The sequence below is a fragment of the Leisingera sp. ANG49 genome (assembly GCF_059694505.1).
In genome coordinates, this window is sequence record NZ_JCATZN010000062.1 from 1 (window position 1) to 449 (window position 449).

Annotated in this window: 1 pseudogene; it reads right to left on the reverse strand. The window is 59.2% G+C overall.

The window, feature by feature from the left end:
• Positions 1-334: 334 nt before the first annotated feature.
• A pseudogene (locus AC58NV_RS23740) lies at positions 335-449 on the reverse strand (IS110 family transposase); the annotation flags it as partial.

Genomic DNA, 449 nt, shown 5'->3' on the forward strand with positions numbered 1-449 from the left:
CTAGGGTCTGGACTTCGGTAACGAGGCCGTCCCAGTCAAGCTATTTTAGGCAGGCAAATTGATCCGCCAAAGCGGTTTCACCGGCTTTTTTTTCTTGCCCGTCCTGCTTTCTGCGGCGGCTTTTGGCTGAGGTCCTTCGGGTACATGCTTCGGTCCGTGGTCAGCGCGCTGGCTGCCAACATGATGCTGGTTCGATGCAATTCCGACGTGCCCATCTCATTGGCGTGCTTGACGAAAGCCCGCGACAGTCCAGACCTCGGCATCATCGGAACCACGTCCCTGCGGGACCTCGAAGGCCTGCGATCAGGCAGGCAGAGAGTGGAGGAGCATTCGGTCAGGCCATGTTCGGCGCGGTATCAGGCTGGAATACTGTGCCATCGACCCAGATCCGGTGGAGTATCACCGCAATACGGCGAGCCAAGGCAACCATCGCGCACTTGCGTCCACGG